The sequence below is a fragment of the Pseudomonas sp. FEN genome, from assembly GCF_904067045.1.
Classification (GTDB): Bacteria; Pseudomonadota; Gammaproteobacteria; order Pseudomonadales; family Pseudomonadaceae; genus Aquipseudomonas.
The window spans coordinates 308,698-333,887 of sequence record NZ_CAJFDC010000007.1 but is presented as its reverse complement, the minus strand read 5'-3'; the positions used below and the strand labels follow the sequence as shown (position 1 = coordinate 333,887).

Here is a 25,190-nt window from a genome sequence, read left to right as displayed (position 1 = left end):
TATTGGGCCATGCTCGCAGGGTTTGGGTTTCCCGGTATATCCGTAAGCGACCTGTGGTGGTCGGACTGCACCGTGCTGTCTTGGCGCTGGGTGTTCGGCGCTCGGGGATTCAGGTCTGAACAGTGGAGCGATGAGCGGTTTGTGCGTCTTTGGGAGGCGGCATGCTTTGCCGTTGGTGACTGGCCTCAAGGCTCGAGGATTCAGCGCTGAAACGGCGGTGATGAGAGGTTTGTGAGCCAGGTGCTAACTATTTCGGGCGCCGGGCGTTCTTTTTCATTGTAGGGTAATAAAGTGCAAGAGGCTCTACGTCGGCTGTTTCAGCCCTATGCGGGCGGGGAACGGCTGCGCTCAAAGCAAGCGAGTGTTGTCTATGAGTTGTTTCAAAAAACATGGCGTGGGTGTCGGCCTGACCCTGTCCGCCTGTGTCGTCGTGGGTGAGCCATTGCCCGAGAATTCCTTGTTGGATCGTTATGGTGTGACGCCGGAGCAGTTGCCTGTCGCCACTCAGGCGCGGACGTCTGATATGTCTGGGGAGAAGTCACCCAGCCTGTTTCAGCTGAAACCCGAGGTGCCGCTGGTGGACATCCTGGATATCCGTCTCGGCAAGCGGGCGCTGCCGGAGGAGGTCGGCAATATCACTATCGGCAATATGGCCCGCCGCGATTATGAGCGTTGCCTGCGTTTGCACCTCGAGTTGCCGAGGCGCGAGTCCAGCCGGCCGAACCCGAGGTGTGAGTAGCGTCCGCCGGCAGTCCGCGTGGAATACACCATGCCGCCTGGACATGGCCCCTGTAGGCGCCAGCTTGCTGGCGATGAGGCCCTTGAGTCAGGCGCCGCTCAATTCAATAGTGATACCACTTCACTTCCAGCATGACCTCGTTCTCCGGCGTTGCCAGCTTGCTGAACTCGCGCTGGGCGCTCAGGCGCAGCCCCAGGTTGCGCGACAGCTCCCATTGCTGGTTGAGGCTCAGGCTGCGGCGTACTTCGCCATTGCCGAAGTAGTCGCCCTTGGCCTCCAGGCTCAGGTTGCCCAGCGGGTTTTTCCACAGCAGACCGCTGTCAAAACCGGCCGCAGGCGAGACCACCGCCGCGAAGTCGGCATTGTGCTCGACCCGCACGGTGCCCAGGGCAAATCCGAGCACATCGTCGCCCAGTTGCCAGGTGCCGCCCGCACCGCCATTCACATGGCTGACCAGGGTCTGGTCGTCGTGCCGCCCCGGTACCCGCTCCAGGCCGCCGGTGACTTGCCACGACCACGGTTGCAACAGCGCATTGCGTGGCGTCAGCGAACGAATGGTCGCCAGGTCCAGTTGCTGCAACTGCCAGTGATTGCCTTCGTACTGGCGCAGTTTCATTTGCAGGATTTCTATCTGCGCGCCGAGGGGAAAACTCTCGGCGTTGTCGGTGAGGTCGTGATAGGCCATGCGCAAGCCGTATTCGCCGAACGCCTGGCTGCCGCGGGTGCCGATCCCGGCTTGCCAGGTACGTGATTCATGGCCATTTTCCGGTAGGCCCGGACGCTCTATCCGCAGGTCCGGCGGCGGGTTGCGGTTGATCGCCCGGAGCAACTCGAAGCTGCGTTGGGCAGTTACCGGATCACGTTCCTGACCGTTGGCCCGGTAGCGCTCCAGCCGATAGGCGGCATCGATGACCAGCGCCTGGCGATCCTTGGCCAGTTGCTTGAAGCCGACCGATTGCAGCTGTTTGTCGTTGGCACTGACCTTCAGCACCCATTGCTGTTCCTCCGCGCTCAGCGGCTTGGCGCGCTCCAGCAGTTCGCGCTCGCGGGACGGCCGGTAGTCGATCCTTTCCACCAATCCGGCGTCTTTCACCGCCTTGACGGTATCGGTGGGAATCGCGGTCAGTGGGAACTGTTCGGTCAGGCGCAGGCTCGGGCGCGCCACCTGCAGCAGCTCCAGCAGGCGATAGGAGCAGTTTTCATCGAAGAAGAAATAGTCGAACCGGATCTGCTTCAACTCCCAGACATGCTCGACCATGCGCTGGGTTTCTTCGGGCGTCAGGTTCAGCCGGTATTCCCACAGGTCACGGTTTTCCAGGCTGCGGTATTCGGCCAGCTTCTGCTGGTAGGGCACCAGGGCGAACAGGCCCGGATAACCGCCCATCAGGCCTTTCCAGGCATAGAGAATGCTGTTGTCCGAACCTTCGATGTAGGCACCGAAGTTGATCGCGTAGCTGAGCAGGGCGGTCTGGTCGCGCTGCACGTCGGCTTGGTCGATGCGCAGCAAGGTATGGCCGAACATCGATGATGGGCTGTTCAGGTAGGCCGCCGGGAAGATCATTACCGTGCTATGCGGCGCGATATCCTTGAACCACTGCTTGAATTCCGCGCAATCGGGGGCGGGCAGGTCGGTCAGTTGCAGTTGCGCCTTGAGCCAGCGCGTGCGGGCCGGATAGACGCACTGGGCGTGCTGGTTACCGCGGCTGGCCGGGGCGTAGAGGGCGTCGACCGTGGCTTGCAGCTCCGCGTCCGGGTGATGCGCACCGTCGGCGGCGAGGAAATATTTCTTGTCACTGACATAACTGCGCCAGCCCCCCAGTTTGGCCGGCTCGTAATGGCCGAGGGAGATCCACAAAGGCTCATGGGCCAACTGCTGCAAACGCTGGGGGTCGAGGTGCGGTGCGGCGTACAGCGGGGCGCAAGCACAGAGCGCCAGGTAGGCAAGGCGTTTGAGCATGGTGGGCAACTGTTGTCAGACGAAAGGAAGCAACGCACACAAAGCCCGCCCCGAAGGGGGCGGGCGGGTCGGACTCAAGCCTGGGTCGCGTACTTGGCCAGGCGCGGATCGTTCTTGAGGACCGCGAGGGTATTGGTATGCACATCGTCGGCGGTCACGTCAGCCTTGCTGAAGATCTGCTGGAAGTGCTCGTGGGTGACGGCCGCGAAATGCTCACGGTCTTCCGGGGCCACGCCAAGGACCACGGCGTAGGTGGTCAGGGCTTCGCCCTGGCCTTTGGCCATGTCTTCGGAGAGTTCGTTCATCATGCCGTTCATGGCGATCCAGGAGCGGCCACCATAGGTCAGTGAGTCACGAGTGGAGCAGCCGTTGGTACCGGAGGTCATGCCGAAGGTGGCGTTGCCGGAGGTGCCGTTGGTGGTGGACGCCAGGATGTGGGCGGGAGTGCCGCGCTGGCCCTTGAACAGCATGTTACCCCAGCCGCAATCCGGCCCGCCTGGCGCCTGGGCCATGGCATTGAGGGAGACAACCGTGAAGAGAGTACCCAGAAGAATCCGTTTCATAGCTTTGTTCTCTTTATGTGCGTGCCAATGACAAGGGGGGCTGGCCTGGTTCAGGGCCAGTAGGCTGGTTATCAATCCAGCCTCGCACGTTGGAGTTTAGGCAGGTTCCAAGGGTTCCATCGTTTTTTCCTCATATGAATGAGGCATAGGGTTTGTAGTCCTTGTCCGAGGACTTTTGCCATACCGCAGCGATTCAGCCATCGCTCGCCTTGCCAGTCAGGTATGGCGAGCGCCAGAATGCTTTCATCTGCCCCGCCTGATGTAAGGAAGCCCGATGCCTGATTCTGTTGCTGCCAGCTTGCGACTAGCGCCCGAAGCGCTGACCCGTCCTTTTTCCGCTGAACAGTTCAGCTTCTCTACCACCAATGATCTGGAGCCTTTTCGCGGTGTGCTTGGCCAGGAACGCGCGGTTGAAGCGTTGCAGTTCGGCGTGGCGATGCCGCGCCCCGGTTACAACGTGTTTGTCATGGGCGAGCCCGGTACCGGGCGTTTTTCGTTCGTCAAACGCTATCTGAAAGCTGAAGGAAAGCGCCTACAGACTCCGTCTGACTGGGTCTATGTCAATAATTTCGACGAGCCTCGCGAGCCGCGGGCGCTGGAACTGCCGGCGGGCGAAGCGGGGGCGTTCATCGCCGATATCAACGGCTTGATCGACAATCTGTTGGCGACTTTTCCGGCGGTGTTCGAGCACCCTTCCTACCAGCAGAAGAAAAGCGCCATCGACCGCGCCTTCAATCAGCGCTATGACCGCGCCCTGGATGTGATCGAGCGCCTGGCGCTGGAGAAGGAAGTCGCGCTGTATCGCGACAGCACCAATATCGCCTTTACCCCCATGAGCGACGGCAAGGCCCTGGACGAGGCGGAGTTCGCCCAGTTGCCGGAAGCCGAGCGTGAACGTTTCCATACCGATATCGCCGACCTGGAGGAGCGCCTCAACGAGGAGCTCGCCAGCCTGCCGCAATGGAAGCGCGAATCGAGCAATCAACTGCGCCAGTTGAATGAAGAAACCATCACCCTGGCCCTGCAACCCTTGCTGGCGCCATTGTCGGAAAAATATGCGGAGAACGCGGCTGTTTGCGGTTACCTGCAAGCCATGCAGGTCTATCTGCTGAAAACCGTGGTCGAGCAACTGGTCGATGACAGCAAGACCGACGCCGTGGCCCGCAAGCTGCTGGAAGAGCAGTACGCGCCGAGCCTGGTGGTCGGCCAGCCGCTCAATGGCGGTGCCCCGGTGGTGTTCGAGCCGCATCCGACCTACGACAACCTGTTTGGCCGCATCGAGTACAGCACCGACCAGGGCGCGCTCTACACCACCTATCGGCAGTTGCGTCCCGGTGCCTTGCATCGGGCCAACGGCGGCTTCCTGATTCTCGAAGCCGAGAAAATGCTCAGTGAGCCCTTTGTCTGGGATGCGCTCAAGCGCGCCCTGCAATCGCGCAAGCTGAAGATGGAGTCGCCGCTCGGTGAGCTGGGGCGCCTGGCCACCGTGACCCTGACGCCGCAAATGATTCCGTTGCAGGTCAAGGTCGTGATCATCGGTGCCCGCCAGTTGTACTACACGCTGCAGGACCTGGATCCGGACTTCCAGGAGATGTTCCGCGTGCTGGTGGACTTCGACGAGGACATTCCCATGGTCGACGAGAGCCTGGAGCAGTTCGCCCAGTTGCTCAAGACCCGTACCTCGGAAGAGGGCATGGCGCCGCTGACCGCCGACGCGGTGGCGCGCCTGGCGACCTACAGCGCGCGCCTGGCCGAGCACCAGGGGCGTTTGTCGGCGCGGATCGGCGATCTGTTCCAGTTGGTCAGCGAGGCGGATTTCATCCGTCACCTGGCCAACGATGAAATGACCGATGCCGGGCACATCGAACGGGCGCTCAAGGCCAAGGCCACCCGCACCGGACGGGTCTCGGCGCGGATTCTCGACGACATGCTGGCGGGGATCATCCTGATCGACACCGCGGGCGCGGCTGTCGGCAAGTGCAACGGGCTGACGGTGTTGGAGGTCGGCGATTCGGCCTTCGGCGTGCCGGCGCGGATTTCCGCCACGGTGTATCCGGGCGGCAGCGGGATCGTCGATATCGAGCGCGAGGTCAACCTCGGGCAGCCGATCCACTCCAAGGGCGTGATGATCCTCACCGGTTACCTGGGCAGCCGCTATGCCCAGGAGTTCCCACTGGCGATTTCCGCGAGTATCGCCCTGGAGCAGTCCTACGGTTACGTCGACGGCGACAGCGCGTCCCTCGGCGAGGCCTGTACGCTGATTTCGGCCTTGTCGAAAACCCCGCTCAAACAGTGTTTCGCCATTACCGGTTCGATCAACCAGTTCGGCGAGGTGCAGGCGGTCGGCGGGGTCAACGAGAAGATCGAGGGCTTCTTCCGACTCTGTGAGGCTCGTGGCCTGACCGGTGAGCAGGGGGCGATCATTCCCCAGGCGAACGTCGCGACCCTGATGCTCGATGAACGGGTGTTGCAGGCGGTGCGTGCCGGGCAGTTCCATGTGTATGCGGTGCGCCAGGCCGATGAGGCGCTGAGCCTGCTGGTGGGCGAGCCGGCCGGTGAGCCGGATGCCGACGGGCAGTTCCCGGAGGGTAGCGTCAATGCGCGGGTGGTGGAGCGCCTGCGGGTGATTGCCGAGATGATCAGCGAGGATGACCTCAAGGAGGCGGAGAAAGAGGCGGCCGAGCAGGCGTTGGCGGAGGTCAAGCCGTCCTGATCCAGGGGCGGCATAGCGTTTTGTAGACGCTGGGTTTGTCCCGCTGCTGAAGGCCGGATACGCTCCCTGTAGGAGCAGGGCTTGTCGGATCGTCGCAGCGCCTCGATGGGGGATTCGAGGCCGCCAAAAGCTTCGCTGGCAATCGAGCGTCGACCGGCTGCTCCTACAGGTTCCGTGTGTTAGCGGGAGTCAGGCAAGGCGCAACTGCCGGGAGTCAAGGCTTTGGCGCACGCCGGCCTGACGCCCGTTGGTCCTGCAAATGCTTGCTGTCTCTGGATTTATTCTATTCTCTGGGCAAGGACACCCACTGCAGTCACTGGACCGATGCAACCTCCACCCGGAGGCTGAAGACAGGATCTACCGAGGGTCGCCGCCATGCCGCGCAACCTTTGCCTCACCCGCCAATGCCTGGGTCTCGTCACCCGTATCGAATGCAGTATTCGTCCGCTCGCCGGCGATAACGGAATGTGGACCTTGTTGTTCGCCGCCGGAATGGCCGGTGAACAACCCTCTGCCATCAAGGCCCAAGGCCCGTTTCATGGTCCGGTCGTGGCTGAGTCCATCCTTGAGTCGATTGTCCAGAGCCTGACGTTGCATGGCTATCAGTTGGCCGAGGACCCGCAGATCTGGTGCCTGCATCTGCAGGCCCAGCTACGGGAAATCAACGGTTCGCAAGGTCGCGGCCTGGAACACTAGGCTTCGACCTCGGGAGGGTCACTCGGCGGGACCTGAGACCTGGGCCTTGTCGAGCTTGACCTCGAAACCGTACTCGACGGTGTTCAACGCCGTGCGCTGGTAGCTTTCCAGTTGGGTCGGCCGCCCGTAGAAGTAATGCACGTCGTAGATCGGCGGCGAGTCGGCTTTGTCGCTATGGCTGGTGGCGAGGATTTCCTTGAGATAGTTGCCGCTGTCGTCCTTGGCATAGAAGCGCCAGGCTTCTGAAGGGAAGCGCTTCTGGTCAATGACCAGCGCGTTGCCCTTGAGCTCCAGGCCCACGGGCAGTTGGTGGGTATCGAGGGTGTTTTTCTGGATGCTGGCCAGGAACAATGGCATCGAGCCGACGGCATAGGCCGGCGTTTCCGGGAACAGGTTCAGGTCGTAGGTGATACTGCCTTCCAACGGGTTGACCTCGAAGGCCTCGGTGGGCAGTTCCAGGGGCTCGCCGCGCTTGCCCTGCTGGTCTTCGGTGAAGAAGGTCACCGGGCTGTCACCGGGGGCGCTGGGAGCGCCGAGCAGCTCGTCGTTGAAGGTCTTGGGGTGGTCGAACTCGATGTGCGCCGCGCTGGCATCGTCCACCGACTGGCTGATGACCACGCTCTTCTTCAGCTTCTCGGCATCGAGGTTGGCGTCCTTGAGATAGCTCGCCGCCTGGTCGTCGTAGACCACTACCGGCATGGGCAGTGGTTGGACGTCCTTGCTGGTGGTGTTGTCGAACTGGCGTATCGGCAGATCCAGCTCCCTGCGGTTGACCGTGGCCGCGGAAAAGTCCATCACGCTGATTTCCAGTTTATCGATCATGCCGTTGAAATAGACACGGGTGTAATGGCTGGTCTGCTTCGCCTCGAAGGCTTTTTGCTCATCGTCGAGTTTTTTTCCGAAGGCGTCGCTCCAACTCTTCTGTTTGAGCATTTCGTCCAGTTGCTGCTGGTAGAAGGCGAGTTGCGCGGCATTTTCGTTGATCGCACCGGCCCGCGAGAGAAATTGCCCGCTGCTGTCCATTGCCTGGACGATCAGCGGGTTGAGCGGTGTATCACCGACCTGGGGCGCTTGCACGGCGTTGTTGTTCAGTTCGATTTCGGCGTTGTTCTTATCCAGCGACAGCAGGGTCAGGCTGATGTTGTCGTTGCTCTGCAGCTTGCCGATATCCTGGCGGGTCAGGTTGAAGGTCACCACCTTGCGTGGCGCGATCACTTCGACCTTGCCGTGCAGGGTCAGGGGTTGCGGCTGTTTTTTCGGGTCGACTTCCATGCCTTCGATGTACGGGTAGGTGATCGTCAGGTCGTCGGGATTGGTCATGTTGGCGCTGGAGGGGCTCAACTGGATACCAGGATCGGTCTCCGACCATTCCGGCTGGAAGGGGATCACCTGTTTGTTGCTCAGGGTCACCGATTGCCATTCCAGGGCATGGGGGAACGGGAACTCGGTGGGGTAGTTGAAGCTGAACGGAAAGATCGGTTGCAGGTCGGTCAGGTAGTCGGAACTGGAACTCTTGCGCAGCACGAAGAGGCCGTTGATATAGGTGTCGGCCAGCGCCTGCGGGTTGGGGTAGTGCTTGAGCAGCGCCAGGGCGTCGTCGCTGTATTCGGTTTCGATGGGTTTGTCCCGCAGGCGCTGGCGGGCCCGTTCGAGCAACAGCAGGGAGCCGCCGAGGTCGGCCACGGCATCCTTGAGCTTGGGATCCTGGAGGGTGTCGAGGGTCTTTTCGAACTGCGCGCTCTTTTCCTCGAGGCTGGCGTGTTGTTGCTTGTCTTTGGGGGAACAGCCGCTCACCAGCAGAGCCACCGATAGCCCGAGGCAACCCAGGGGAAGTCGCAAATCCATTGTTCAGTTTTCCTGTACACAGTGCACACGCGATGTCGTTGATGCCGACACTAGCAGAAAATCGCCCTGGCGCAGCGGTCCCGATGCTGAACAACGGCTTGCCGAGGGCTTTTCCCTTGGGTTTTTGGCGCTGGTATACTCGCGGCCATTTTCAGATGGTATGAGATTCATGGAACGTTTTATCGAAAATACGATGTATGCCTCGCGCTGGCTGCTGGCACCGATCTACGTCGGGCTGTCCCTGGGCCTGCTGGCCCTGGCGCTGAAATTCTTCCAGGAAGTGTTTCATGTGATTCCCAACGTCTTCGCCATGGCCGAGGCCGACCTGATCCTGGTGCTGCTGTCGTTGATCGACATGGCGCTGGTGGGCGGCTTGCTGGTGATGGTGATGATTTCCGGCTACGAGAACTTCGTCTCCCAGCTGGATATCGATGAGAGCAAGGAAAAGCTCAGTTGGCTGGGCACGATGGATTCCACCTCCTTGAAGATGAAGGTGGCGGCGTCGATCGTGGCGATCTCCTCGATTCACCTGTTGCGGGTGTTCATGGATGCCAAGAATGTCGATCCGGTGCACCTGCAATGGTATGTGATCATCCACATGACGTTTGTCGTGTCGGCCTTTGCGATGGGCTACCTGGACAAGCTGACCAAGCACTGACCCCTTGTGCGCTTGTGTGCTAGTCTGCTCGCCCTTTTTGGTTCCGGGTGCGCGCGGGCAATGCCTTGTTCAGCAGGTATTTCCCGTAGCAGCCCACAGCGGAGCAATGTGATGTCCGAAGTCAATCTGTCCACCGATGAAACCCGCGTCAGCTACGGTATTGGCCGTCAGTTGGGCGACCAACTGCGTGACAACCCGCCACCGGGTGTGAATCTCGACGCGATCCTGGCCGGCCTGACCGACGCCTTCCATGGCCAGCCAAGCCGCGTGGGTCAGGAAGAGCTGTCCGCGAGCTTCAAGGTGATCCGTGAAATCATGCAGGCCGAAGCCGCCGCCAAGGCTGAAGCCGCGGCGGGTGCCGGCCTGGCGTTCCTCGCGGAAAACGCCAAGCGCGAAGGCATCACCACCCTGGCTTCCGGCCTGCAGTTCGAAGTGCTGACCCAGGGCGAGGGCGCCAAGCCATCCCGTGAGGACAGCGTGCGGACCCACTACCATGGCACCCTGATCGACGGCACTGTGTTCGACAGCTCCTATGAGCGTGGCCAGCCAGCTGAGTTCCCGGTCGGCGGCGTGATCGCCGGCTGGACCGAGGCACTGCAACTGATGAATGCCGGTAGCAAATGGCGCCTGTATGTGCCGAGCGAACTGGCCTACGGTGCCCAAGGCGTGGGTGGCATTCCGCCGCACAGCGTACTGGTGTTCGACGTCGAGCTGCTCGACGTTCTGTAATACGAACTGCCTCTGTGTTGGGGCGGTGCTTGTGTGGGAGCGGTGCTTGCCCGCGAAGCTTTGTAGCGGTCCACTGGCCTCTTCGCGGGCAAGCTCCGCTCCCACAAGGTCCCGATGCTGTCTGGAGTGGTATTCCACAGGTCTGCGGCCCGTCCTCTCCGGGGGACATTGAGACAGCTATTCCCGTCACACCCGCAGCTTGCTGTTCAGGTCTTCCGTCGGGCGCAACGCCCGGGCATAGCAGAACAGAAACAGGTTGCGTACCAGCTCCTTGAGTACCAAGGGTTCGCTGGAACTCAAGCCACTGACGTCCAGATCGCCCAGGTCCTGCAATTCGTTCAAGGCTTCTTCTTCCAGTACCGCACAGACTTCCCCGGTTTCCCGATGCAGGATGCGCAGGTAAGGGTGTGGGCGGTCCAGCCAGGCGTCGATCAAATAAGTCATGTTCTCATCTCCTTGATGGGTTTCAATGAGAATAATTCTTATTAGCAGAATAGCAAGTGCCTATTGGCCGATTGTCGGGTTTTCTGCGGGGGGATTTGTCTGGGGTCGACGAAGGCGGGGTGATGTGGCGCTAGACGCGCTCCTGACCTGGGCGTTGTAACCAAGGTCGGCGCGGAGCATTGTGGGAGCCGGCTTGCCGGCGATGGCGTCCGCTAGGTCGCTGTATGGCTCAAGAGCCTCATCGCCGGCAAGCCGGCTCCCACAAGAATTGCAGCGTTGGGGCTTAGACCTTTCTGACGAACTCGGACTTGAGCTTCATCGGGCCGATGCCGTCGATCTTGCAGTCGATGTCGTGGTCGCCATCGCACAGGCGGATATTCTTGACCTTGGTACCGACCTTGACCACCAGGGAGGTGCCCTTGACCTTCAGGTCCTTGATCACGGTGATGGTGTCGCCGTCCTGCAGGACGTTGCCCACGGAGTCCTTTTTCACGGCGTCATCGCTGGCGGCCTCGGCTTCGCCGCTGGCGGACCATTCATGGGCGCATTCCGGGCAGACCAGTTGGGTGCCGTCTTCGTAGGTGAATTCGGAATTGCATTTTGGGCAGGGTGGCAACGTGCTCACTAAGGTTCCTCGGTTTCGGGAAGGTGAAAAGCGCACATTATATAGGGTTTTATCTGGAGAGGGGGCGTTGCGATAGGGGAGGCGGGTTGACGACGGACCTTGTAGCTGGCTTGTCGGGATGCCGCATCACGGCGAAGGTGGCCCGTGAATCATGCGGCGCCCTTGCGGGCGCCATCGCCAGCAAGCTGGCTCCTACGGTTGAGCGCAAGGCTTCTCAGTGAGTGCGGGCGACCGCGAACTCGCTCAATTCCACCAGGGCGTCGCGGTATTCGCTCGCCGGCAGGGCTTCCAGGCAGGCGATGGCCCGTGCCGCGTAGTCGCGGGCCAGTTGCGCGGTGTAGTCCAGGGAGCCGGAAGCCTGTACGGCTTGGCGAATGCTCTCCAGGTCTTCGATGCCGCCTTTCTGGATCGCCTGGCGTACCAGCGCCGCCTGTTCCGGGGTGCCTTCGCGCATGGTGTAGATCAGCGGCAGGGTCGGCTTGCCTTCGGCGAGGTCGTCGCCGACATTCTTGCCCAGGGTCTCGGCATCGCCCTGGTAGTCCAGCAGGTCGTCCACCAGCTGGAACGCGACGCCCAGGTGGTCGCCAAAGGTGCGCAGCGCTTCGGCCTGCTCCGGCGTCGCGCCGCACAGGACCGCGGCACTGTGGGTCGAGGCTTCGAAGAGCATCGCGGTCTTGCCACGGATGACTTCCATATAGGTTTCTTCGCTGGTGCTGGCGTCGCGGACCTTGGACAACTGCAGCACTTCGCCTTCGGCGATGATGCGGGTGGCCTGCGAAAGAATTTTCATCACCGGCATCGAACCCAGCTCGACCATCATTTCGAACGAGCGCGAGTACAGGAAGTCGCCCACCAGCACGCTCGGAGCATTGCCCCACATGGCGTTGGCGGTGGAGCGGCCACGGCGCATGCCGGACATGTCGACCACGTCGTCATGCAGCAGGGTGGCGGTGTGCAGGAACTCGATGGTGGCGGCCAGCAGACGCAGGTCGTCGCCTTCGCGGCCCAGGGCCTTGCCACACAGCAGCACCAATAAAGGACGCAGGCGCTTGCCCCCGGCCGAGGTGATGTAATCGCCGATTTTCGAGACCAGCGGTACCCGGGAAGTCAGCTGCTTCTTGATGATGCCGTCGACGGCGCTAAAATCGTCCGCCACCGCGCGGTAGAAAGCTTGGGGTTGCATCAGCGAGAGTCGCTCCAGAAGGGTTGCGCGGCATGCTAGGGCGGGGGGTCTACGCTGTCAAGGCGCGCGGTCCGCAGGCTTGCAATGGCCTGGCGGCTTGCGTACAATCGCGCACCCTGAACTTCCTGGGCAGCACCTGCCTTACGCAATTGCATCTGGGCCGTTCCAGCCTCATGCAGCCATGCCAGCCAATACCTTTACCTATAAAGCGCTGGGTGAGCAGGATTATCGGAGAAATACCATGTCTTACGCAGTAATCGTTACCGGCGGCAAGCAGTACAAAGTCGCTCCAGGTGAATACCTGAAGATCGAGAAACTGGAAATCGCCACCGGCGAATCCGTTACCTTTGATCGTGTTCTGTTGGTCGCCAATGGCGATGACGTGAACATCGGCGCTCCAGTTGTTGCTGGCGCTACCGTTGTGGCTGAAGTGATCTCCCAAGGTCGTCACGATAAAGTCCGCATCATCAAGTTCCGTCGTCGTAAGCACCACATGAAGCGTATGGGCCACCGTCAGTGGTACACCGAGATCAAAATCACCGGTATTCAGGCTTAATTTCAGCCTAATCCCCTTTTTGGAGAATTGAACTCATGGCACACAAAAAAGCTGGTGGTAGTACCCGTAACGGTCGCGACTCAGAATCGAAACGCCTTGGCGTGAAGATGTATGGCGGCCAGGCTATCAAAGCGGGCAACATCATCGTGCGTCAGCGCGGCACCCAATTCCACGCCGGTTACGGCGTTGGCATGGGTAAGGATCACACTCTCTTCGCTAAAGTCGAAGGCGTGATCAAGTTTGAAGTAAAAGGCGCGTTCAACCGCCGTTACGTGAGCGTTGTCGCGGCTTAATCGCGAGAGTGCTGGAGAAGCCCCGTCTTGCGACGGGGCTTTTTCGTTTGTGGGGTGAGTCTCTTGCAAAGCTGTTTGTATGGGCTGCCGGCGCTGGATTTTTCGGTCGTTGATTGAGGTCGCCGCGCTCATCTTTGCAAGAGTCTTATACTTGTGATTTTTTCGGCTCGTCCTGGTGGCGAGAGGCATGTGTTATGAAGTTCGTTGATGAAGTGTCGATTCGCGTAAAAGCTGGCGACGGTGGCAATGGTTGCATGAGTTTCCGTCGGGAAAAATTCATCGAGAACGGTGGTCCCAACGGTGGTGATGGTGGTGACGGCGGTTCGATCTATATGGTCGCCGACGAAAACCTCAACACCCTGGTGGACTATCGCTACACCCGGCATTTCGATGCCGAGCGCGGTTCCAATGGCGGCAGCACCGACTGCACCGGCAAGAAGGGCGAGGATCTGGAGCTGCGTGTGCCGGTCGGCACCACGGTGATCGATTCCGCCACCCAGGAAATCATCGGTGACCTGGTCAAGGCGGGTCAGCGCCTGCTGGTTGCTCATGGCGGCTGGCACGGCCTGGGTAACACCCGCTTCAAGTCCAGCACCAACCGTGCGCCGCGCCAGACCACGCCGGGCAAGCCGGGCGAGCAGCGCGACCTCAAGCTGGAAATGAAGGTGCTGGCGGATGTCGGCCTGCTGGGCTTGCCGAATGCCGGTAAAAGTACCTTTATCCGTTCGGTCTCGGCCGCCAAGCCGAAGGTCGCGGATTATCCGTTCACCACGCTGGTGCCGAACCTGGGCGTGGTCAGTGTCGACCGCTGGAAGAGCTTCGTCATCGCCGACATTCCAGGTTTGATCGAGGGGGCTTCGGACGGGGCTGGCCTGGGGATTCGCTTCCTCAAGCACTTGGCGCGTACACGCCTGCTGCTGCATCTTGTCGACATGGCGCCGCTGGATGACAGCAGTGCGGCGGATGCGGCTGAAGTGATCGTCAATGAACTGACCAAGTTCAGCCCGTCCCTGGCTGAGCGCGATCGCTGGTTGGTGCTGAACAAGTGCGACCAGATCCTCGAGGAAGAGCACGAAGAGCGGGTCAAGGAAGTGGTCGAGCGCTTGCAGTGGACCGGTCCGGTCTATGTGATCTCGGCGATTGCCAAGGAGGGGACCGAGCGCCTGACTCGCGACATCATGCGTTACCTGGAAGATCGTCTCGATCGCCTGGCCAACGACCCGGCCTACGCCGAGGAGTTGCGCGATCTCGATCAGTCTATCGAAGACGAGGCGCGTGCCCAGTTGCAGGCCCTGGATGACCAGCGTGCCTTGCGTCGCAGTGGCGTCAAGAGCGTCCATGACATTGGCGACGATGACTGGGACGAAGAGGATGTCGATGACGAAGATGGCCCGGAAATCATCTACGTGCGCGACTGACGTTGTCGTTTATTGCAGGGGGTGGCCGTTGCTCGATTGCGGGCAAGCGGTCTATCTGACTGATGGCGGTGTTATCATCGCCATCGGCCTGTTCCACCTGGCGCCGCTCACTCGAGCGGCGTTCTGGTTTCTGGGAGCCGGCTACCCTGAACAATCGCATGGGCGGTGCTCGGTCGCGCTGCCCGCAAGCCAAGGTTGAAAGATGATGCGGAGCAAGGTGACAGGTGCGCGGCGCTGGGTCGTGAAAATCGGCAGCGCACTGCTGACGGCGGATGGCAAGGGCCTGGATCGCGCGGCAATGGGCGTCTGGGTCGAGCAGATGGTGGCGTTGCACGAGGCGGGCGTCGAGCTGGTGCTGGTTTCTTCCGGTGCGGTAGCGGCGGGCATGAGTCGCCTGGGCTGGACGGTGCGACCGAGTGCCATGCATGAGTTGCAGGCCGCCGCCGCCATCGGTCAGATGGGGTTGGTGCAGGCCTGGGAATCGAGCTTTGCCGAGCATGGTCGCCATACCGCGCAGATCCTCTTGACCCATGACGACCTGTCCGATCGCAAGCGCTACCTCAACGCGCGCAGCACCTTGCGGGCATTGGTGGAGCTCAAGGTCATCCCGGTGATCAATGAGAACGACACCGTGGTTACCGATGAAATCCGTTTCGGCGACAACGACACCCTGGCGGCGCTGGTGGCCAACCTGGTGGAGGCCGACCTGCTGGTGATCCTGACGGATCGCGATGGCATGTTCGATGCCGATCCGCGCAACAATCCCGATGCCCAGCTGATTTATGAGGCGCGTGCCGATGATCCGGCGCTGGATGCGGTGGCTGGCGGTACCGGCGGTGCGTTGGGGCGCGGAGGCATGCAGACCAAGTTGCGCGCGGCGCGTCTGGCGGCGCGTTCCGGGGCGCATACGATCATTGTCGGTGGGCGCCTGGAGCGGGTGCTGGATCGCCTGAAGTCAGGCGAGCGCATCGGCACCTTGCTGTCGCCTGAGCGTGGCATGCTGGCGGCGCGTAAGCAGTGGCTGGCCGGGCATCTGCAGACTCGTGGCACGCTGGTCCTGGATGATGGTGCGGTGAATGCGCTGGTGCGGGATCACAAGAGCCTGCTGCCGGTGGGCGTGAAGCTGGTCCAGGGTAGCTTCCGTCGCGGTGAGATGGTGGTGTGCGTGGCGGCGGACGGTCGTGAGATTGCTCGTGGATTGGCGAACTACAGCGCGCTTGAGGCGCAGAAGATTATCGGGCAGTCGTCGGATGCCATTGTCGGTCTGCTGGGGTATATGGCGGAGCCCGAGTTGGTGCATCGCGATAACCTGATTCTGGTGTGAGGGGTTGAGGGGTATGGGTATGGCTATCGCAAAGGGACTGTTGGGCTTGCTGTTGGCGATGCCGTTGCTGGCATCGGCTGAAGAGATCGGCCAGGTGTCCACGGTCTTCAAGTTTGTCGGGCCGAATGATCGCATCGTGGTCGAGGCATTTGACGATCCCAAGGTCGAAGGGGTGACCTGCTACCTGTCGCGGGCCAAGACTGGAGGCTTGAAAGGTGGCCTGGGCTTGGCCGAGGATCGCTCCGAGGCGTCGCTGGCCTGTCGCCAGGTCGGACCGATTCGCTTCAGTGGCGAGTTGAAGGATGGCGAAGAGGTGTTCAAGGAGCGCACCTCGTTGGTGTTCAAGACCATGCAGGTGGTGCGTTTCCTCGACAAGAAGCGCAATACCCTGGTGTATCTGGTCTACAGCGACCGCTTGATCGAAGGTAGTCCGCAGAATGCGGTGACGGCAATTCCGATTCTGCCTTGGCCGAATCGCTAAGCTCCAGAGGTTGCCGCTCCACGGGGTTCTGTTACCTGGCTCGAGCCTGTGGGTGCGGCGATCCGACAAGCGCCGCTCCCACATTCGATAGGCATGCTTTCTTCCGGGCAATAAAAAACCGACCCAAGGGTCGGTTTTTTAACAAGCGTGTCGCTTAGGCTGCAGCAGCAAGGTTCAGAGCCTTGATGTGGCCGTTCAGACGACCCTTGTGGCGAGCGGCCTTGTTCTTGTGGATGATGCCTTTATCGGCCATACGGTCGATAACAGGAACAGCCAGAACATAAGCGTCTTGAGCTTTGGCAGCGTCTTTTGCGTCGATGGCTTTAACCACATTCTTGATGTAGGTACGAACCATGGAACGCAGGCTGGCGTTGTGGCTGCGACGCTTCTCAGCCTGTTTTGCACGTTTTTTGGCGGAAGGTGTGTTGGCCACCGTCGAGCTCCTCGAAAGACTTTTTAGGAAATAGCAAACAAAATAGGCCGCGAATCATGCCGATGAGTTAGGGACTTGTCAAGGGCAGGTGGTGCGTTCCGCTGAGTGGTCGATGCAGTCACGTGAAAACTACTGCGCTCGACAATACTGCGTTAAAAACAGGCCCGGAATGCTCATTGACAGCAGTCAACTGCGCTTCCTCGCCTGTTTTTGCCTTGTCTTGCCTTCGCTCGCTACGTTTTCACGAGGACTGGCGATGGGTGATTTATTTCCGGCGCCTGACCTGTAAACTCGCGAGCTTTGGCTCTGTGCTGTTGCGGCGCGGAGTATCGCACAACTGGGCGCGTTGTTCGCCTGCTCTTTCTCCAAAGGTGCACTCTCTTTTAATGAATCTGCTCAAGTCGTTGGCTGCGGTCAGCTCTATCACGATGATTTCCCGGGTCCTGGGGTTCGTTCGCGATACGATTATCGCGCGTATCTTCGGTGCCGGAATGGCCACCGATGCCTTCTTTATCGCCTTCAAACTGCCCAACCTGCTGCGGCGCATCTTCGCCGAGGGCGCATTTTCCCAGGCCTTCGTGCCGATCCTGGCGGAATACAAGAGCCAGCAGGGCGAGGAGGCGACCCGCACCTTCATCGCCTATGTCAGTGGCCTGCTGACCCTGGTGCTGGCGCTGGTGACGGTGCTGGGCATGCTCGCCGCGCCCTGGGTGATCTGGGCCACGGCCCCGGGGTTCACCGACACGCCGGAGAAGTTCAAGCTGACCTCCGACCTGCTGCGGGTGACTTTTCCTTATATATTACTGATCTCGCTGTCGTCCCTGGCGGGGGCGATCCTCAATACCTGGAACCGTTTTTCGGTACCGGCCTTCGTGCCGACGTTGCTGAACGTGAGCATGATCATTTTTGCCCTGTTCCTGACGCCGTACTTCGATCCGCCGGTGATGGCCCTGGGCTGGGCGGTGCTGGCCGGGGGCCTGGCCCAGTTGCTCTACCAACTGCCGAGCCTGAAAAAGATCGGCATGCTGGTGCTGCCACGGCTGAGTTTGCGTGACAGTGGTGTCTGGCGGGTGATGAAGCAAATGCTGCCGGCGATCCTCGGGGTCTCGGTGAGCCAGATTTCCCTGATCATCAACACCATTTTCGCCTCTTTCCTGGTGGCGGGTTCGGTGTCCTGGATGTACTACGCCGACCGCTTGATGGAATTGCCGTCCGGCGTGCTGGGCGTGGCCCTGGGTACGATTTTGTTGCCGATTCTGTCGAAGACCTACGCCAGCAAGGACCGCCACGAATACTCGCGGATTCTCGACTGGGGCCTGCGCCTGTGCTTCGTGCTGGTGCTGCCGTGTTCCCTGGCGCTGGCGATTCTCTCCGAACCGCTGACGGTTTCGCTGTTCCAATACGGCCAGTTCAGTGCCTTCGACGCCTCGATGACCCAGCGTGCGTTGGTTGCCTATTCGCTCGGGCTGCTGGGCATCATCATGATCAAGGTGCTGGCGCCCGGCTTCTACGCGCAGCAGAACATTCGCACGCCGGTGAAGATCGCGATTTTCACCCTGACGGTCACGCAGTTGCTCAACCTGGTCTTTATCGGGCCGCTGGCCCATGCCGGGTTGGCGCTGGCGATCAGTGCCGGGGCCTGCATCAACGCCGGGCTGCTGTTCTGGCAATTGCGCAAGCAGCAGTTGTTTGTGCCGCAGCCGGGCTGGGGGTTGTACCTGGCGAAGCTGCTGCTGGCGGTGGCGGTGATGTCGGCGGTATTGCTGGGGCTGATGCACTTCATGCCGGCGTGGGACCAGGGGCATATGTTCGAGCGTTTCCTGCGTCTGGGGGCGCTGGTGGTGGCCGGCGTGCTGGCCTATTTCGGCATGCTGCTGGCACTGGGGATGCGCCTGGGGCATTTCAATCGCAAATCGTTGATGTAGCTGTAGCTGTAGGTGTAGGAGCGAGCTTGCTCGCGATGGTGGTCCAGGCGCCGCGGGGGATCAGGTTTCCCGCGTTATCGTTGGCGCCCATCGCGAGCATCGAGCGTCGACCGGCTGTTCCTGCAAACAGATGGCGGCGCACGAGAGTTTTGTCGGTTCGATCGATTTGGGTGCTGCTGTTGCCTGTCGTCAGGCGCCGGGTGTGGTTATAATCGACCACTTTATGAGCAAGAAGCGCGTTATGCAGCTGGTTCGAGGCTTTCACAACCTGCGCCCCTGGCATCGGGGCTGCGTCGCCACCATTGGCAACTTTGACGGTGTTCACCGTGGTCACCAGGCTATCCTGGCCCGACTGCGCGAGCGCGCGTTGGAGTTGGGCGTACCCAGCTGCGTGGTGATTTTCGAGCCGCAGCCACGCGAATTCTTTGCCCCGGACACCGCACCGGCGCGCCTGGCGCGCTTGCGCGACAAGCTGAAACTGCTGGCCGCCGAGGGCGTCGACCGGGTCCTGTGCCTGGCCTTCAACCAGCGCCTGAGCAAGCTCAGCGCCGCCGAGTTCGTCGATACCATCCTGGTGGAAGGTCTTGGCGTGCAGCATCTGGAGGTCGGCGACGATTTCCGCTTCGGCTGTGATCGCGTTGGCGACTTCGCGTTTCTGCGGCAGGCTGGCAGCGCCCGTGGTTTCACCGTCGAGGCGGCGCAGACCGTCGAGCTCGATGGCCTGCGGGTCAGCAGCACCCAGGTGCGCAATGCCCTGGCGGCGGCGGATTTCCCCCTGGCCGAGCGTTTGCTCGGTCGTCCGTTCGGCATTGTCGGGCGGGTGCTGCATGGCCAGAAGCTGGCGCGCCAACTGGGCACGCCGACCGCCAACGTGCAGCTCAAGCGCCGTCGCGTGCCGTTGACCGGGGTTTACCTGGTCAGCGTCGAGATCGACGGCCAGCCGTGGCCGGGCGTCGCCAATATCGGCGTGCGGCCCACGGTTTCAGGTGATGGCAGCGCTCACCTGGAAGTGCACCTGCTGGATTTTGCCGGTGATCTGTATGACCGGCGTTTGACCGTGGTTTTCCACCACAAGCTGCGCGATGAGCAGCGATTCGCCTCCCTCGAGGCGCTCAAGACGGCGATCAATGCGGACGTCGCCGCCGCCCGTGCCCACTGGCAGGGTTCACCGCTTAAAAAGAGCCTGAAATGACCGACTACAAAGCCACGCTTAACCTTCCGGACACCGCCTTCCCGATGAAGGCCGGCCTGCCACAGCGCGAACCGCAGATCCTGCAGCGCTGGGACAGCATTGGCCTGTACGGGAAGTTGCGCGAGATTGGCAAGGATCGTCCGAAGTTCGTTCTTCACGACGGTCCTCCGTATGCCAACGGCACGATTCACATCGGTCATGCGCTGAACAAGATTCTCAAGGACATGATCATCCGTTCCAAGACCCTGGCCGGCTTCGATGCCCCTTATGTGCCGGGTTGGGACTGTCATGGCCTGCCGATCGAACACAAGGTCGAAGTGACCCATGGCAAGAATCTGGGCGCGGACAAGACCCGCGAACTGTGCCGCGCCTACGCCACCGAGCAGATCGAGGGGCAGAAGTCCGAGTTCATCCGTCTCGGCGTGCTCGGCGACTTCGCCAACCCCTACAAGACCATGGATTTCAAGAACGAGGCCGGTGAAATCCGCGCCTTGGCGGAAATCGTCAAGGGCGGTTTCGTGTTCAAGGGCCTCAAGCCGGTGAACTGGTGCTTCGATTGCGCTTCGGCGCTGGCGGAAGCCGAAGTCGAATACCAGGACAAAAAGTCCTCGACCATCGACGTGGCCTTCCCGATTGCCGACCAGGACAAGCTGGCCGCCGCTTTCGGCCTGCCGTCGCTGACCAAGCCGGCGGCGATCGTGATCTGGACCACCACTCCGTGGACCATCCCGGCCAACCAGGCGCTGAACGTTCACCCGGAATTCAACTACGCCCTGGTGGATATCGGCGAGCGCCTGCTGGTGCTGGCCGAAGAGCTGGTGGAGGCGTGCCTGGCGCGCTACAAGCTGGAAGGCTCGGTCCTGGCCATTGCCAAGGGCGAAGCCCTGGAACTGATCAACTTCCGTCATCCGTTCTATGATCGCCTGTCGCCGGTGTACCTGGCCGACTATGTCGAACTGGGCGCCGGTACCGGCATCGTGCACTGCTCCCCGGCCTACGGCGAGGACGACTTCAAGATCTGCAAGCAGTACGGCATGGTCAACGATGACATCCTCAACCCGGTGCAGAGCAATGGCGTGTATGCCGAATCCCTGGAGTTCTTCGGCGGCCAGTTCATCTTCAAGGCCAACGCAGGCATAGTCGACAAGCTGGCCGAAGTCGGCTCCCTGCTGCATACCGAAACCATCAGTCACAGCTACATGCACTGCTGGCGCCACAAGACCCCGTTGATCTACCGCGCCACCGCGCAATGGTTCATCGGCATGGACAAGACCCCGGTGGCCGGCGATACCCTGCGTGAGCGGGCGCTCAAAGCCATCGAGGAAACCCAGTTCGTCCCGGCCTGGGGCCAGGCGCGCCTGCATTCGATGATCGCCAACCGCCCGGACTGGTGCATCTCCCGCCAGCGCAACTGGGGCGTGCCGATCCCATTCTTCCTCAGCAAGGAAAGCGGCGAACTGCACCCGCGTACCGCCGAACTGATGGAACAGGTGGCCCAGCGCGTCGAAGTCGAAGGTATCGAGGCCTGGTTCAAGATGGACGCCGCCGAGCTGCTGGGCGATGAAGCGCCGCTGTACGACAAGATCAGCGACACCCTCGACGTCTGGTTCGACTCCGGGACCACCCACTGGCACGTGCTGCGCGGTTCGCACCCGGTAGGGCATGAGAGCGGCCCGCGCGCCGACCTGTACCTGGAAGGCTCGGACCAGCATCGCGGCTGGTTCCATTCCTCCTTGTTGACCGGTTGCGCGATCGACAACCACGCGCCGTACCGCGAACTGCTGACCCACGGTTTTACCGTCGACGAGGCTGGTCGCAAGATGTCCAAGTCCCTGGGCAATGTGATCGCGCCGCAGAAAGTCAACGACACCCTGGGCGCCGATATCATGCGCCTGTGGGTGGCCTCGACCGACTACTCGGGCGAGATGGCGGTGTCCGACCAGATTCTGCAACGCAGCGCCGACGCCTACCGGCGGATCCGCAACACCGCGCGGTTCCTGCTTTCCAACCTGAGCGGTTTCAACCCGGCCAGCGACCTGCTGCCGGCCGAAGAGATGCTCGCCCTGGATCGCTGGGCGGTGGATCGCGCGCTGCTGCTGCAACGCGAGCTGGAACTGCACTACGGCGAGTACCGTTTCTGGAACGTCTACTCCAAGGTGCACAACTTCTGCGTGCAGGAGCTGGGCGGTTTCTACCTCGACATCATCAAGGATCGCCAATACACCACTGGCGCCAACAGCAAGGCCCGGCGCTCGTGCCAGACCGCGCTGTACCACATCAGCGAAGCGCTGGTGCGCTGGATCGCGCCGATCCTGGCGTTCACCGCCGACGAGCTGTGGCAGTACCTGCCGGGCGAGCGCAACGAATCGGTGATGCTCAACACCTGGTATGAAGGCCTCAGCGAACTGCCGGAAGGCTTCGAGCTGGATCGCGCCTACTGGGAGCGGATCATGGCGGTCAAGGTCGCGGTCAACAAGGAGATGGAAAACCTGCGGGCGGCCAAGGCCATCGGCGGCAACCTGCAGGCCGAAGTCACTCTGTTCGCCGAAGAGGCCCTGGTGGCCGACCTGGGCAAGCTGAGCAACGAACTGCGTTTCGTCCTGATCACCTCCACCGCGACCGTTGCGCCGTTGGCGCTGGCCCCGGCGGATGCGGTGGTCACCGAAGTGGCCGGGCTGAAGCTCAAGGTGGTCAAGTCGAGCCATGCCAAGTGTGCCCGTTGCTGGCATCATCGCGAGGATGTCGGGGTCAACCCGGAACATCCGGAGATCTGCGGTCGTTGCGTGGACAACATCAGCGGCGAAGGCGAGGTGCGCCACTATGCCTAAAGCCAGTGCCGGCCGTTTCGGCCGCCTGGGCTGGTTGTGGTTGAGCGTGCTGGTCCTGGTCATCGACCAGGCCAGCAAGCTCCACTTCGAAAGCTCGCTGACCCTGTACCAGCAGATCGTGATCATTCCCGATTACTTCAGCTGGACCCTGGCCTACAACACTGGCGCGGCGTTCAGCTTCCTGGCCGAAAGCTCCGGCTGGCAGCGCTGGCTGTTCGCGCTGATCGCGGTCGTGGTCAGTGCCGTGCTGGTGGTCTGGCTCAAGCGCCTGGGCCGTAACGAAACCTGGCTGGCGATCGCCCTGGCCCTGGTGCTCGGTGGCGCTTTGGGTAACTTGTACGACCGCATCGCCCTGGGCCATGTGATCGACTTCATCCTGGTGCACTGGCAGAACCGCTGGTACTTCCCGGCGTTCAACTTTGCCGACAGCGCCATCAGCGTCGGTGCGGTGATGCTGGCGCTGGATATGTTCAAAAGTAAAAAGTCCGGAGAACCCGTTCATGACTGAATTCGCAGTGGCTGAGCAACGCATCGGTCAGAACACCCAGGTCACCTTGCACTTTGCCTTGCGCCTGGAAAACGGCGATACCGTCGACAGTACCTTCGACAAGGCACCGGCGACCTTCAAGGTCGGTGACGGCAACCTGCTGCCGGGCTTCGAGGTGGCGCTGTTCGGCTTCAAGGCCGGCGACAAGCGCAACCTGACCGTGGCCCCGGAAAATGCCTTCGGCCAGCCGAACCCGCAGAATGTGCAGGTCATCCCGCGTTCGCAGTTCCAGGACATGGAACTGTCGGAAGGTTTGCTGGTGATCTTCAATGATGCGGCCAATACCGAGCTGCCCGGTGTGGTGAAGGCTTTCGACGACGCCGAGGTGACCGTCGACTTCAACCACCCACTGGCGGGCAAGACCCTGACCTTCGATGTCGAGATCATCGAGGTCAAGGCGCTTTAAGAGCATCGCGAGCTTGCTCGCGATAGACCGCCCCAGCGGTCCAACGATCGACCCCTTGCGCGCAAGACACGAGGCACAGCATGCACATCAAACTCGCCAATCCCCGTGGCTTCTGCGCCGGCGTGGACCGGGCCATCGAAATCGTCAACCGGGCCCTGGAAGTCTTCGGCCCGCCGATCTACGTGCGCCATGAAGTGGTCCACAACAAATTTGTCGTCGAAGACCTGCGTGCCCGTGGCGCCATCTTCGTCGAAGAGCTGGACCAGGTTCCGGATGACGTGATCGTTATCTTCAGTGCCCACGGCGTTTCCCAGGCCGTGCGCACGGAGGCCGCCGGTCGCGGCCTGAAGGTATTCGACGCGACCTGCCCACTGGTGACCAAGGTGCATATCGAGGTGGCGCGCTACAGCCGCGATGGTCGCGAATGCATCCTGATCGGCCACGCCGGGCACCCGGAAGTCGAAGGCACCATGGGTCAGTACGACGATGCCAACGGCGGTTCGATCTACCTGGTGGAGGACGAGAAAGACGTCGCCGCCCTGCAGGTGCGTCACCCGGAAAAACTGGCGTTCGTGACCCAGACCACCTTGTCCATGGACGACACCAGCCGTGTCATCGATGCCCTGCGGGAGCGCTTCCCGGCCATTGGCGGGCCACGCAAGGACGACATCTGCTATGCCACGCAGAACCGCCAGGATGCGGTCAAGCAACTGGCCGACGAATGCGATGTGGTGTTGGTGGTGGGCAGCCCGAACAGCTCCAACTCCAATCGCCTGCGCGAGCTGGCCGAGCGCATGTCGACGCCGGCCTACCTGATCGACGGCGCTGAGGACTTGCAGCGGGCCTGGTTCGAGGGGGTCGAACGGATCGGCATCACCGCCGGTGCCTCGGCGCCGGAAGTGCTGGTGCGCGGGGTGATCCAGCAGCTCCAGGCCTGGGGCGCGAGCGGTGCCGATGAACTGGCCGGGCGTGAGGAGAACGTGACGTTCTCCATGCCCAAGGAATTACGCGTTCGCTCGTTGCTCTGAGCCTGTGGAGGCGCAGAGCGCCTCTGGTATTTCCCGCTTCTCGAGCCTGATCCGGCCGGTCGCCGCCAGTATCACCTGGTGGTGGCTGACCGGTTGGTCCCTGGCGCAGACATGCAGGGTTCCGCCCATTGATGTGCTGTTGTTCGGGTTGAGCGAGCCGATCGCGGTGAAGCGAACGAACTGCTTGAGCCAGCGGTTGCCCTTGATCGGTGTCAGTCCATGGCTGCGTCGTTCAACCAGCACTGGGTTGTCCGGGTCCAGGTGACCTTGCCCGCTGCGGTCGAGGATGATTCGCCAGCCTCGGCTCCAATCTTCTTCCAGTGCATGCATAACGACATCCTGCTGGCGTAGTATCGCCTCGGTTCTAGCCAGTTGCAGGCCATTTGCTAGCTCGTCGGCGCTGACCTGACGCCGCTGCGAGGCGATCAGTTCACTGAACGCCGGACTGGCGAACCGGGCAAGAATGCCGATGACGGCGATGCCTGTCAGCAACTGGACAAGACCGAATCCTTTCTGATCCATCTGGGCTCCCTCCTGGAGATTGGGTGCGGCGCCGCGATCCGGGCGCTGATCCTGGGAAAACAACCGTACGTCTTGATGAAGAATG

24 protein-coding genes are annotated in these 25,190 nt (G+C 61.4%); 16 read left to right on the top strand and 8 right to left on the bottom strand.

Annotated elements, in window-relative coordinates; genetic code table 11:
• The first annotated feature begins 370 nt into the window (after positions 1-370).
• Positions 371-739 carry a hypothetical protein gene (locus PFEN_RS07395; RefSeq protein WP_191486245.1) on the top strand — a complete coding sequence of 123 codons (369 nt, stop codon included), beginning with the start codon at positions 371-373 and terminating at the stop codon, positions 737-739.
• Between the two features lie 103 nt (positions 740-842).
• Here the strand turns inward: PFEN_RS07395 and PFEN_RS07390 are convergent, their stop codons facing one another.
• Positions 843-2,696, bottom strand: coding sequence for a DUF4105 domain-containing protein (locus tag PFEN_RS07390; protein ID WP_191486244.1), 1,854 nt, complete (start codon positions 2,694-2,696; stop codon positions 843-845).
• A 74-nt stretch (positions 2,697-2,770) separates the two neighbouring features.
• Entirely contained in the window at positions 2,771-3,259 is a 489-nt protein-coding gene (locus tag PFEN_RS07385) for a DUF3015 domain-containing protein (protein WP_191486243.1), read from the bottom strand.
• Between the two features lie 274 nt (positions 3,260-3,533).
• Between PFEN_RS07385 and PFEN_RS07380 the strand changes: the two genes are divergently transcribed.
• Both PFEN_RS07380 and PFEN_RS07375 read left to right on the top strand, forming a co-directional pair.
• Positions 3,534-5,972 carry a Lon protease family protein gene (locus PFEN_RS07380; protein ID WP_191486242.1) on the top strand — a complete coding sequence of 813 codons (2,439 nt, stop codon included), beginning with the start codon at positions 3,534-3,536 and terminating at the stop codon, positions 5,970-5,972.
• A gap of 375 nt (positions 5,973-6,347) precedes the next feature.
• Positions 6,348-6,668, top strand: a complete 321-nt coding sequence (locus PFEN_RS07375; RefSeq protein WP_191486241.1) for a hypothetical protein — start codon at positions 6,348-6,350, stop codon at positions 6,666-6,668.
• Between the two features lie 18 nt (positions 6,669-6,686).
• On the opposite strand, the gene PFEN_RS07370 is transcribed toward PFEN_RS07375, so the two are convergent.
• Entirely contained in the window at positions 6,687-8,513 is a 1,827-nt protein-coding gene (locus tag PFEN_RS07370) for a hypothetical protein (protein ID WP_191486240.1), read from the bottom strand.
• Between the two features lie 169 nt (positions 8,514-8,682).
• On the opposite strand from PFEN_RS07370, the gene PFEN_RS07365 reads away from it, so the two are divergent.
• Both PFEN_RS07365 and PFEN_RS07360 read left to right on the top strand, forming a co-directional pair.
• Positions 8,683-9,171, top strand: coding sequence for a TIGR00645 family protein (locus PFEN_RS07365; RefSeq protein WP_191486239.1), 489 nt, complete (start codon positions 8,683-8,685; stop codon positions 9,169-9,171).
• 111 nt (positions 9,172-9,282) lie between these two features.
• Entirely contained in the window at positions 9,283-9,900 is a 618-nt protein-coding gene (locus tag PFEN_RS07360; protein WP_191486238.1) for an FKBP-type peptidyl-prolyl cis-trans isomerase, read from the top strand.
• Between the two features lie 186 nt (positions 9,901-10,086).
• Here the strand turns inward: PFEN_RS07360 and PFEN_RS07355 are convergent, their stop codons facing one another.
• The 3 genes from PFEN_RS07355 to PFEN_RS07345 all read right to left on the bottom strand — a co-directional run bounded on the left by PFEN_RS07355 (position 10,087) and on the right by PFEN_RS07345 (position 12,152).
• The gene (locus PFEN_RS07355) at positions 10,087-10,344 is read right to left on the bottom strand and encodes a hypothetical protein (protein ID WP_191486237.1); all 258 of its coding nucleotides are present in this window, start codon (positions 10,342-10,344) and stop codon (positions 10,087-10,089) included.
• Between the two features lie 283 nt (positions 10,345-10,627).
• Complete coding sequence (locus tag PFEN_RS07350) at positions 10,628-10,969, bottom strand: zinc ribbon domain-containing protein YjdM (protein WP_191486236.1); 342 nt, start codon at positions 10,967-10,969, stop codon at positions 10,628-10,630.
• Positions 10,970-11,183: 214 nt separating this feature from the next.
• On the bottom strand, positions 11,184-12,152 hold the full coding sequence (locus PFEN_RS07345; protein WP_191486235.1) for a polyprenyl synthetase family protein: 969 nt from the start codon (positions 12,150-12,152) through the stop codon (positions 11,184-11,186).
• A gap of 241 nt (positions 12,153-12,393) precedes the next feature.
• On the opposite strand from PFEN_RS07345, the gene rplU reads away from it, so the two are divergent.
• The 5 genes from rplU (at position 12,394) to PFEN_RS07320 (ending at position 16,224) form a co-directional block, all read left to right on the top strand.
• Entirely contained in the window at positions 12,394-12,708 is a 315-nt protein-coding gene (gene rplU, locus PFEN_RS07340; RefSeq protein WP_003176051.1) for a 50S ribosomal protein L21, read from the top strand.
• A gap of 35 nt (positions 12,709-12,743) precedes the next feature.
• Positions 12,744-13,001, top strand: coding sequence for a 50S ribosomal protein L27 (gene rpmA, locus PFEN_RS07335; protein WP_191486234.1), 258 nt, complete (start codon positions 12,744-12,746; stop codon positions 12,999-13,001).
• 194 nt (positions 13,002-13,195) lie between these two features.
• Positions 13,196-14,419, top strand: a complete 1,224-nt coding sequence (gene cgtA, locus PFEN_RS07330; protein WP_191486233.1) for an Obg family GTPase CgtA — start codon at positions 13,196-13,198, stop codon at positions 14,417-14,419.
• A 205-nt stretch (positions 14,420-14,624) separates the two neighbouring features.
• A complete protein-coding gene (gene proB / locus PFEN_RS07325; RefSeq protein WP_191486426.1) occupies positions 14,625-15,743 on the top strand; it encodes a glutamate 5-kinase in 1,119 nt (372 codons plus the stop codon).
• 19 nt (positions 15,744-15,762) lie between these two features.
• Positions 15,763-16,224, top strand: a complete 462-nt coding sequence (locus PFEN_RS07320; protein WP_191486232.1) for a CreA family protein — start codon at positions 15,763-15,765, stop codon at positions 16,222-16,224.
• A 154-nt stretch (positions 16,225-16,378) separates the two neighbouring features.
• On the opposite strand, the gene rpsT is transcribed toward PFEN_RS07320, so the two are convergent.
• A complete protein-coding gene (gene rpsT, locus PFEN_RS07315) occupies positions 16,379-16,657 on the bottom strand; it encodes a 30S ribosomal protein S20 (RefSeq protein WP_191486231.1) in 279 nt (92 codons plus the stop codon).
• A gap of 386 nt (positions 16,658-17,043) precedes the next feature.
• Between rpsT and murJ the strand changes: the two genes are divergently transcribed.
• The 6 genes from murJ to ispH all read left to right on the top strand — a co-directional run bounded on the left by murJ (position 17,044) and on the right by ispH (position 24,583).
• Complete coding sequence (gene murJ / locus PFEN_RS07310) at positions 17,044-18,582, top strand: murein biosynthesis integral membrane protein MurJ (RefSeq protein ID WP_191486230.1); 1,539 nt, start codon at positions 17,044-17,046, stop codon at positions 18,580-18,582.
• 241 nt (positions 18,583-18,823) lie between these two features.
• Positions 18,824-19,774 (top strand): bifunctional riboflavin kinase/FAD synthetase, encoded by a 951-nt coding sequence (ribF, locus tag PFEN_RS07305; RefSeq protein WP_191486229.1) that lies wholly within the window; start codon positions 18,824-18,826, stop codon positions 19,772-19,774.
• Entirely contained in the window at positions 19,771-22,602 is a 2,832-nt protein-coding gene (ileS, locus tag PFEN_RS07300; RefSeq protein ID WP_191486228.1) for an isoleucine--tRNA ligase, read from the top strand. Before ribF ends, ileS begins: the two co-directional genes overlap by 4 nt.
• Positions 22,595-23,110 (top strand): signal peptidase II, encoded by a 516-nt coding sequence (gene lspA / locus PFEN_RS07295; protein WP_191486227.1) that lies wholly within the window; start codon positions 22,595-22,597, stop codon positions 23,108-23,110. Before ileS ends, lspA begins: the two co-directional genes overlap by 8 nt.
• A gap of 7 nt (positions 23,111-23,117) precedes the next feature.
• The gene (gene fkpB / locus PFEN_RS07290) at positions 23,118-23,555 is read left to right on the top strand and encodes an FKBP-type peptidyl-prolyl cis-trans isomerase (protein ID WP_191486425.1); all 438 of its coding nucleotides are present in this window, start codon (positions 23,118-23,120) and stop codon (positions 23,553-23,555) included.
• 80 nt (positions 23,556-23,635) lie between these two features.
• Positions 23,636-24,583: a 4-hydroxy-3-methylbut-2-enyl diphosphate reductase gene (ispH, locus tag PFEN_RS07285; protein ID WP_191486226.1), complete on the top strand. Its 948-nt coding sequence runs from the start codon at positions 23,636-23,638 to the stop codon at positions 24,581-24,583.
• Here ispH and PFEN_RS07280 read toward each other — a convergent pair.
• Positions 24,560-25,105: a GspH/FimT family pseudopilin gene (locus PFEN_RS07280; protein WP_191486225.1), complete on the bottom strand. Its 546-nt coding sequence runs from the start codon at positions 25,103-25,105 to the stop codon at positions 24,560-24,562. The two genes, ispH and PFEN_RS07280, sit on opposite strands and share 24 nt — an antisense overlap.
• Positions 25,106-25,190: the final 85 nt, after the last annotated feature.

Excerpts from the sequence above, each read along its gene's own strand:
- PFEN_RS07395 (WP_191486245.1), top strand. The coding sequence starts at position 371 with ATGAGTTGTTTCAAAAAACATGGCGTGGGTGTCGGCCTGACCCTGTCC.
- PFEN_RS07390 (WP_191486244.1), bottom strand. The coding sequence starts at position 2,696 with ATGCTCAAACGCCTTGCCTACCTGGCGCTCTGTGCTTGCGCCCCGCTG.
- PFEN_RS07385 (WP_191486243.1), bottom strand. The coding sequence starts at position 3,259 with ATGAAACGGATTCTTCTGGGTACTCTCTTCACGGTTGTCTCCCTCAAT.
- PFEN_RS07380 (WP_191486242.1), top strand. The coding sequence starts at position 3,534 with ATGCCTGATTCTGTTGCTGCCAGCTTGCGACTAGCGCCCGAAGCGCTG.
- PFEN_RS07375 (WP_191486241.1), top strand. The coding sequence starts at position 6,348 with ATGCCGCGCAACCTTTGCCTCACCCGCCAATGCCTGGGTCTCGTCACC.
- PFEN_RS07370 (WP_191486240.1), bottom strand. The coding sequence starts at position 8,513 with ATGGATTTGCGACTTCCCCTGGGTTGCCTCGGGCTATCGGTGGCTCTG.
- PFEN_RS07365 (WP_191486239.1), top strand. The coding sequence starts at position 8,683 with ATGGAACGTTTTATCGAAAATACGATGTATGCCTCGCGCTGGCTGCTG.
- PFEN_RS07360 (WP_191486238.1), top strand. The coding sequence starts at position 9,283 with ATGTCCGAAGTCAATCTGTCCACCGATGAAACCCGCGTCAGCTACGGT.
- PFEN_RS07355 (WP_191486237.1), bottom strand. The coding sequence starts at position 10,344 with ATGACTTATTTGATCGACGCCTGGCTGGACCGCCCACACCCTTACCTG.
- PFEN_RS07345 (WP_191486235.1), bottom strand. The coding sequence starts at position 12,152 with ATGCAACCCCAAGCTTTCTACCGCGCGGTGGCGGACGATTTTAGCGCC.
- rplU (WP_003176051.1), top strand. The coding sequence starts at position 12,394 with ATGTCTTACGCAGTAATCGTTACCGGCGGCAAGCAGTACAAAGTCGCT.
- rpmA (WP_191486234.1), top strand. The coding sequence starts at position 12,744 with ATGGCACACAAAAAAGCTGGTGGTAGTACCCGTAACGGTCGCGACTCA.
- cgtA (WP_191486233.1), top strand. The coding sequence starts at position 13,196 with ATGAAGTTCGTTGATGAAGTGTCGATTCGCGTAAAAGCTGGCGACGGT.
- proB (WP_191486426.1), top strand. The coding sequence starts at position 14,625 with ATGCGGAGCAAGGTGACAGGTGCGCGGCGCTGGGTCGTGAAAATCGGC.
- PFEN_RS07320 (WP_191486232.1), top strand. The coding sequence starts at position 15,763 with ATGGCTATCGCAAAGGGACTGTTGGGCTTGCTGTTGGCGATGCCGTTG.
- murJ (WP_191486230.1), top strand. The coding sequence starts at position 17,044 with ATGAATCTGCTCAAGTCGTTGGCTGCGGTCAGCTCTATCACGATGATT.
- ribF (WP_191486229.1), top strand. The coding sequence starts at position 18,824 with ATGCAGCTGGTTCGAGGCTTTCACAACCTGCGCCCCTGGCATCGGGGC.
- ileS (WP_191486228.1), top strand. The coding sequence starts at position 19,771 with ATGACCGACTACAAAGCCACGCTTAACCTTCCGGACACCGCCTTCCCG.
- lspA (WP_191486227.1), top strand. The coding sequence starts at position 22,595 with ATGCCTAAAGCCAGTGCCGGCCGTTTCGGCCGCCTGGGCTGGTTGTGG.
- ispH (WP_191486226.1), top strand. The coding sequence starts at position 23,636 with ATGCACATCAAACTCGCCAATCCCCGTGGCTTCTGCGCCGGCGTGGAC.
- PFEN_RS07280 (WP_191486225.1), bottom strand. The coding sequence starts at position 25,105 with ATGGATCAGAAAGGATTCGGTCTTGTCCAGTTGCTGACAGGCATCGCC.